6 protein-coding genes are annotated in these 6,616 nt (G+C 63.1%); 4 read left to right on the forward strand and 2 right to left on the reverse strand.

Translation table 11 applies throughout. From position 1 onward, the window contains the following. Both D9R08_RS08830 and D9R08_RS08835 read right to left on the reverse strand, forming a co-directional pair. The gene (locus D9R08_RS08830) at positions 1-951 is read right to left on the reverse strand and encodes a metal ABC transporter solute-binding protein, Zn/Mn family (protein WP_121897705.1); all 951 of its coding nucleotides are present in this window, start codon (positions 949-951) and stop codon (positions 1-3) included. Positions 952-1,126: 175 nt separating this feature from the next. Beyond that, positions 1,127-1,561, reverse strand: coding sequence for a MarR family winged helix-turn-helix transcriptional regulator (locus D9R08_RS08835; protein WP_147450645.1), 435 nt, complete (start codon positions 1,559-1,561; stop codon positions 1,127-1,129). Between the two features lie 286 nt (positions 1,562-1,847). On the opposite strand from D9R08_RS08835, the gene D9R08_RS08840 reads away from it, so the two are divergent. The 4 genes from D9R08_RS08840 to D9R08_RS08855 all read left to right on the forward strand — a co-directional run bounded on the left by D9R08_RS08840 (position 1,848) and on the right by D9R08_RS08855 (position 6,450). After that, positions 1,848-3,002 (forward strand): phosphoserine transaminase, encoded by a 1,155-nt coding sequence (locus tag D9R08_RS08840; protein ID WP_121897652.1) that lies wholly within the window; start codon positions 1,848-1,850, stop codon positions 3,000-3,002. 42 nt (positions 3,003-3,044) lie between these two features. After that, complete coding sequence (serA, locus tag D9R08_RS08845; RefSeq protein WP_121897653.1) at positions 3,045-4,640, forward strand: phosphoglycerate dehydrogenase; 1,596 nt, start codon at positions 3,045-3,047, stop codon at positions 4,638-4,640. A gap of 106 nt (positions 4,641-4,746) precedes the next feature. Then, on the forward strand, positions 4,747-5,181 hold the full coding sequence (locus D9R08_RS08850) for a MarR family winged helix-turn-helix transcriptional regulator (protein ID WP_121897654.1): 435 nt from the start codon (positions 4,747-4,749) through the stop codon (positions 5,179-5,181). 93 nt (positions 5,182-5,274) lie between these two features. Then, complete coding sequence (locus D9R08_RS08855) at positions 5,275-6,450, forward strand: acetyl-CoA C-acyltransferase family protein (protein ID WP_121897655.1); 1,176 nt, start codon at positions 5,275-5,277, stop codon at positions 6,448-6,450. The last annotated feature ends 166 nt before the right edge of the window (positions 6,451-6,616 follow it).

The following is a 6,616-nucleotide window of genomic DNA, read 5'->3' on the forward strand; positions in this document are numbered from 1 at the left end:
TCACATGCCTGCGGACAGCAGGCCATTCATGCCCCGTTCGGGAGCGGTGCCGCCAAGGGCGCGGGCGATCACCGTTACATTGTGGTCGATCATGCCGAGATAGGTGCCTTCATAGCTGCCATCGGGCCCCATCGCGTCGGAATAGAGTTCGCCGCCGATGATCACCTCGTGGCCGCGGGCCGCGGCACCCTCGATCAGCGCGCGCACATTGCGATCGGAAACCGAACTTTCCACGAAAACGGCACCGACATTCCGGTCGACCAGCAGGTCGACGAGATCGGAAATGCGGACGAGCCCTGCTTCGGATTCGGTCGAGATGCCCTGAATTCCCATCACCTCAAACCCATGGGCGGCACCGAAATAGTTGAAGGCGTCATGGGCCGTCAGCAACACCCGGGCAGGTTCCGGCACGCTGGCAAGAACCTGATCCGCATAGGTCGACAGGGCGGCGAGATCCTCCATATGGGCCGCGGCATTGGCCGCGAAGAGATCGGCATTTTCCGGCTGCGCCTCGGTCAGGGCGTTTTGCACCTCGGTCACGACCAGCGCCCAAAGATCCGGGTCCATCCAGACATGGGGGTCGAAACGGTCTTCGTAATCGTCATGAGCAACAAGCACGTCGCGCGGTAGCCCGTCGGCGACGGCCACGACCAGACGCTCCTGACCCAGATCGGCAAAGAAGCTCTCCATCTGCGCTTCGAGGAACAGGCCGTGCCAAAGCACAAGATCGGCCCGTGTCATCGCAACGATGTCGCTACGGGTCTGGCGGTAGGCATGAGGGTCCACGCCCGGACCCATCAGCGCGCGCACCTCGACCGCATCGCCGCCGACGACCCGCGCGGCATCGGCGATCATGCCGGTCGTCGCCACGATGTCCAGCCGATCCTGCGCCATGGCGGGGCCTGTCAGCGCCAGAGTGGTGGCCAATACAGTGAGAAGATGTTTCAGCATCGATTCGAAATCCGCATGTTTGAAGGCCGTCACACTTGATATTGCGACTGACTCGCAAAAAGTCAATGGTTTTGCGAGTCAGTCGCATTCCAAACCTGAAAATATTTCTGGCTATCGGGGCAGTGACAGCAGGGCCACCTGTTCGGCGCGACGGCTGGAACCGGACAGGTGCGTGCTAAAGCTTGTTGAACAGCCGGGCGACGGCCGATTTCAGCCGGGCGCGATCCGCGGGCGGCATATCGTCCAGAAGCTCCGCCTCGGCCATGCGGGCCGCGGCCTGCAGACGGTCGAATTCCCGCATTCCGGCCTCGCTCAACTGCACGATCAGCCGCCGACGGTCCGCCATGTCCGGCTTCACCTCGATCAGCTCCAGTTCCTCCAGACGGCGTTGCGCCCGGCTGACGCGGGCCGCGTCCATCGCGGTCAGGGTGCAAAGATCGTTCGACGAACAGGGCTGATTGCCAGGGAGTGCCATCACGATCCGCCATTCGGGCAACTGAAGCCCGCTATCGGCCATGATCGTTTGAAACAGCCGGGTAGACACCACGGACATCTGGAAGGGCAGAAAATCACTCAGATCGAAAATCTGAGTCTGTATTGAGTCTCTCACGGGTGGACTCTTCCTATACGTGTGCACGATCGTCTGTTTCCCGTTTACCGTTAGCGATCCGCGTCAGGCAAGCCAATTCTCTCTACCCCCGGTTGTTCCGCGCCTTTTGTCGGCCGATGCGGGTCTTCACCGGGGCCCGGGCCGCGACGCGCCGTCACACGGGCCTTGGCCGGTTTGCGGCAGTTCGCGCGCGTATTCCGACTTGTGCGGCGCGTGTTCCGGTCGTATCAGCGTCGGTGGGACACCCCTCCCCAACGAGGGGCGCATATCTGTGAGGATACCACCGATGGTTACGAACACCCCGGCCGCGCGGCCGGACAATCCGCGTTTTTCGTCCGGGCCTTGCGCCAAACCCCCTACATGGTCGCTGGAGAAGCTTGCGGATGCTGCACTTGGCAGATCGCATCGTGCCGATATTGGCAAGGCCAAGCTGAAAGCGGCGATCGACGGCACGCGCGACCTGCTCGGCGTTCCGGCGGATTACAGGATCGGGATCGTGCCGGCCTCCGACACCGGCGCGTTCGAGATGGCGATGTGGAACCTGCTGGGCGAACGCCCCGTTCACATGGTCGCGTGGGAAAGCTTTGGCGCGGGCTGGGTCACCGATGTGGTCAAGCAGCTGAAGATCAAGGCGGAGATTCATACCGCCGATTATGGCCATATCGCCGATATGGCCGCATTAAACTACGATAACGATGTCTGTTTTACCTGGAACGGCACCACGTCCGGCGTCCGGGTTCCAAACGGGGATGTCATCCCCGCCGACCGGGCCGGCCTGACGCTCTGCGATGCGACCAGCGCCGCTTTCGCGCAGGATCTGCCCTGGGAGAAGCTGGATGCCACCACCTTCTCCTGGCAGAAGGTGATGGGCGGAGAGGCGGCCCATGGCATGCTCATCCTCAGCCCGCGGGCGGTGGAGCGGCTGGAAAGCTACGTGCCGGAATGGCCGCTGCCGAAGATCTTCCGGCTGACCAAGGGCGGCAAGCTGATTGACGGTATCTTTTCGGGCGCCACGATCAACACGCCGTCGATGCTGGCCGTAGAGGACTATCTCTTCGCGCTGAACTGGGCGCGTGAAATCGGCGGGTTGCCCGCGCTGATGGCGCGCGCCGATGCCAATGCGCAAGCGATCTTCGATTTTGTCGAGGCGACGCCGTGGATCGAAAATCTCGCGGTGGACCCCATTACGCGGTCGAACACGTCCGTTTGTCTGAAATTCAGCGACAGCCGGATCACCGACGGGGCGGGTTTTGCCAAAGCCGTGGCCAAGCGGCTGGAGGCGGAAGGCATCGCTCTCGACATCGGGGCCTATCGCGATGCGCCTCCGGGTCTGCGGATCTGGTGCGGCGCGACGGTTGAAACCTCGGATATCCGGGCGCTGCTCCCGTGGCTGTCCTGGGCATTCGATGCCGAGATCGCTGCCCGGTCCGAAGCCGCCTGATCCCCTTATTAGACCCTGTATTTCGACAAAGGAGCGCCTGATATGGCCCCCAAAGTTCTGGTTTCCGACAAGCTGAGCGAAACCGCCGTTCAAATCTTCCGCGACCGCGGGATCGAGGTGACCTTCGATCCGAGCATCGGCAAGGACAAGGACAAACTGCTTTCTGTCATCGGTGAATATGACGGTTTGGCGATCCGGTCGGCCACCAAGGTGACGGAAAAGGTCATCGCCGCCGCGGGCAATCTGAAGGTGGTGGGTCGCGCGGGGATCGGGGTCGACAATGTCGATATTCCCGCAGCGTCCAAGAAGGGGATCATCGTGATGAATACCCCGTTCGGGAATTCCATCACCACCGCGGAACACGCCATTTCGATGATGATGGCCGTGGCGCGGCAAATCCCCGAGGCAAGCGCCTCCACCCATGCAGGTAAATGGGAGAAGTCGAGGTTCATGGGCGTCGAGCTGACAAACAAGACGCTGGGGGTGATCGGCGCAGGTAACATCGGCTCTATCGTCTGCGACAGAGCCTTGGGGCTGAAGATGAAGGTCGTCGCCTACGATCCGTTCCTGAGCGAGGAGCGGGCCCTGAAAATGGGTGTCGAAAAAGTGGAGCTTGACGGGTTGCTGGCGCGGGCGGATTTCATCACCCTGCATGTGCCGCTCACCGACAAGACCCGGAACATCCTCAGTGCCGGGAACATCGCCAAGCTGAAACCGGGTGTGCGGATCGTGAACTGCGCCCGCGGCGGTCTGGTGGATGAAGAGGCCCTGGCCGAGGCGCTGAAAGCCGGTCGCGTGGCCGGTGCCGCCTTCGACGTATTCGCGGTGGAGCCGGCGACCGACAGCCCGCTCTTCAACCTGCCCAATGTGGTTGTGACCCCGCATCTGGGCGCAGCCACCACAGAGGCGCAGGAGAACGTCGCCCTGCAGGTGGCCGAGCAGATGTCCGACTATCTGCTGACCGGGGCCGTCTCCAACGCGCTCAACATGCCGTCTGTCACGGCCGAAGAGGCCGCTGTGATGGGCCCATGGGTGAGGCTTGCCGAAAATCTGGGCGAGTTTGTCGGTCAGTTGACTGACGAGGCGATCCAGCAGATCTCCATCACCTATAACGGGCTGGTCAAGGACATGAATGTCGACGCGCTGAACTGTGCGGCGATTGCCGGCATCATGAAGGCCACAAACCCGGATGTGAACATGGTCAGCGCGCCAGTGATTGCCAAGGAACGGGGGGTGGAGATTTCCACCACCACGCAGGACAAGACCGGTGTCTTCGACGGTTACATCCGGTTGCAGATCAAGACGGCGGAACGGCAGCGGTCGATCGCGGGCACCGTTTTTTCCGACGGCAAGCCGCGTTTCATTCAGATCAAGGGCATCAATATCGATGCCGAAGTGGGCGCACATATGCTCTACACGACCAATGCGGATGTGCCGGGCATTATCGGTACATTGGGCCAGACCATGGGCGAGAACGGTGTGAACATCGCGAACTTCACCCTCGGGCGCTCCGGCGCGGGGCAGGATGCCATCGCGCTGCTGTATCTGGACGAACAGCCGCCTGCGGAGGTGCTGGACAAGCTGCGCGCGACGGGCATGTTCCAGCAGGTTCGCCCCTTGCGTTTCACCGCGGCATGATCTCACGGCCCCCCCCGGCCCCGATGTCGGGGCCGGGGGGGCAATCGCTTGAACCGAGGGGCAAACCGCGCCAGTCTGGCTTTGTCGCATTTGCAACGGGTTTCCAATGGCCGAGCCATTCATTCTCGATGACTTCCTGCCCTACAGGATGTCGGTTCTGGCCGGCCGGCTGAGCCGGGAGTATTCGCGCATCTATCAGGAGCGGTTCGGCCTGTCCCGCGCCGAGTGGCGCGTGGTGGCTCATCTCAGTCAGGAAAGCGCCGTGTCCGTGCGGGAAATTCATGCCCGCGTCGACATGGACAAATCCAAGGTCAGCCGTGCCGCGACACGGCTGGAACAGGCAGGATACATCACCAAACGCACCAGCATTTCGGACCGGCGGCTGGTCGAGCTGGCGCTGACCGGAAAGGGACATGAGATGATGGCGGAACTTGCCCCCCTTGCGCAGGCCTTTCAGGACGAGCTCCTGACCCGTCTCGGCGCGCATGCGGACGGTTTTCTGCGCGGCGCCGACCGGCTGCTGGAGATATCCGACGGCTGAGCGACGTTTCAATCGCGGTGTGGCGTAACGCGCCGGTTTCCTCCGTCGCGGCTGAAGGTTAGTTTGGCGTCAGGTCAGATGAGGAGAGATCACATGAACGACATTGTCATCCTGTCGGGTGCGCGCACCGCGATCGGCACTTTCGGCGGTTCCCTGGCCGGAACGCCGCCGATCGATCTGGGTGCGACGGTGGCCAGGGCCGCGCTGGAACGGGCGGGTGTCGAAGGGGGCCAGATAGGGCATGTCGCCTATGGCCATGTGATCAACACCGAACCGCGCGACATGTATCTGTCCCGCGTCGCGGCGATGGAGGCCGGTGTGCCCGATACAACGCCCGCGATGAATGTAAACCGGCTCTGCGGCTCCGGCGCGCAGGCGATTGTCTCGGTCGTGCAGTCGCTGATGCTGGGCGATGCGGATTTCGGCCTGGCCGGGGGCGCCGAAAGCATGAGCCGATCTCCCTACATTCTGCCGCAGGCCCGCTGGGGCCAGAAGATGGGCGATGCGGGCGCGTCAGACATGATGCTGGGGGCGCTCAATTGTCCGTTCGGTACCGGGCATATGGGTGTGACCGCCGAAAACGTCGCGGCCGAGCATGATATCAGCCGCGCCGCGCAGGATGCCTTTGCGCTGGAAAGCCAGACCCGCGCGGCAAAAGCCATCGAAGCGGGCTATTTCAGGGATCAGATCGTGCCGGTGCAGGTCCGTGTCAAACGCGACATGGTAGATTTCGACACGGACGAGCACCCCAAGGCCACCACGCCTGAGGCGTTGGCGGGACTGCGCACCGTGTTCCAGAAAGACGGAACCGTGACCGCGGGCAATGCCAGCGGCATCAATGACGGGGCGGGCGCACTTGTTCTGGCCCGGGCCGAGGCCGCGGAGACCGCCGGCCTGAAACCGCTCGCGCGGATCCTTGGCTATGCGCATGCGGGTGTGCGCCCGGAGGTGATGGGGATCGGTCCTGTGCCTGCGGTGGAGAATCTTCTGTCCAGAACCGGTTTGTCGGTCACGGATTTCGACGTGATCGAATCGAACGAGGCATTTGCGGCCCAGGCTCTGGCGGTCAACAAGGGTCTCGGTCTGGACCCCTCCAAGGTGAACCCGAATGGCGGCGCGATTGCGCTGGGTCACCCTGTTGGCGCAACCGGTGCGATCATCGCGGTGAAGGCGCTTTATGAACTGGATCGGATTGGCGGCTCCAAGGCGCTGGTCACCATGTGTATCGGTGGCGGACAGGGCATCGCATTGGCCTTCGAGCGTCTCTGACGCCTGGCTGCCCCACGCGTTCCGGCGGCGCTGCTATCAGCGCGGGTTTTGCGGCTTCGTCATGAGCAAACGGCCCCCGGGGCGGAAACCCGCGGGGGCCGTTTCTCTGCGGTCGGGTCGCGGCGGCCCGGGGAGGGAGAAGCCCCGGTCGCGCGCGCCCGCTCCG

It is taken from the genome of Rhodophyticola porphyridii, from assembly GCF_003688285.1.
In the GTDB taxonomy this organism is placed as follows: Bacteria; Pseudomonadota; Alphaproteobacteria; order Rhodobacterales; family Rhodobacteraceae; genus Rhodophyticola; species Rhodophyticola porphyridii.

Excerpts from the sequence above, each read along its gene's own strand:
- D9R08_RS08830 (WP_121897705.1), bottom strand. The coding sequence starts at position 951 with ATGCTGAAACATCTTCTCACTGTATTGGCCACCACTCTGGCGCTGACA.
- D9R08_RS08840 (WP_121897652.1), top strand. The coding sequence starts at position 1,848 with ATGGTTACGAACACCCCGGCCGCGCGGCCGGACAATCCGCGTTTTTCG.
- serA (WP_121897653.1), top strand. The coding sequence starts at position 3,045 with ATGGCCCCCAAAGTTCTGGTTTCCGACAAGCTGAGCGAAACCGCCGTT.
- D9R08_RS08850 (WP_121897654.1), top strand. The coding sequence starts at position 4,747 with ATGGCCGAGCCATTCATTCTCGATGACTTCCTGCCCTACAGGATGTCG.
- D9R08_RS08855 (WP_121897655.1), top strand. The coding sequence starts at position 5,275 with ATGAACGACATTGTCATCCTGTCGGGTGCGCGCACCGCGATCGGCACT.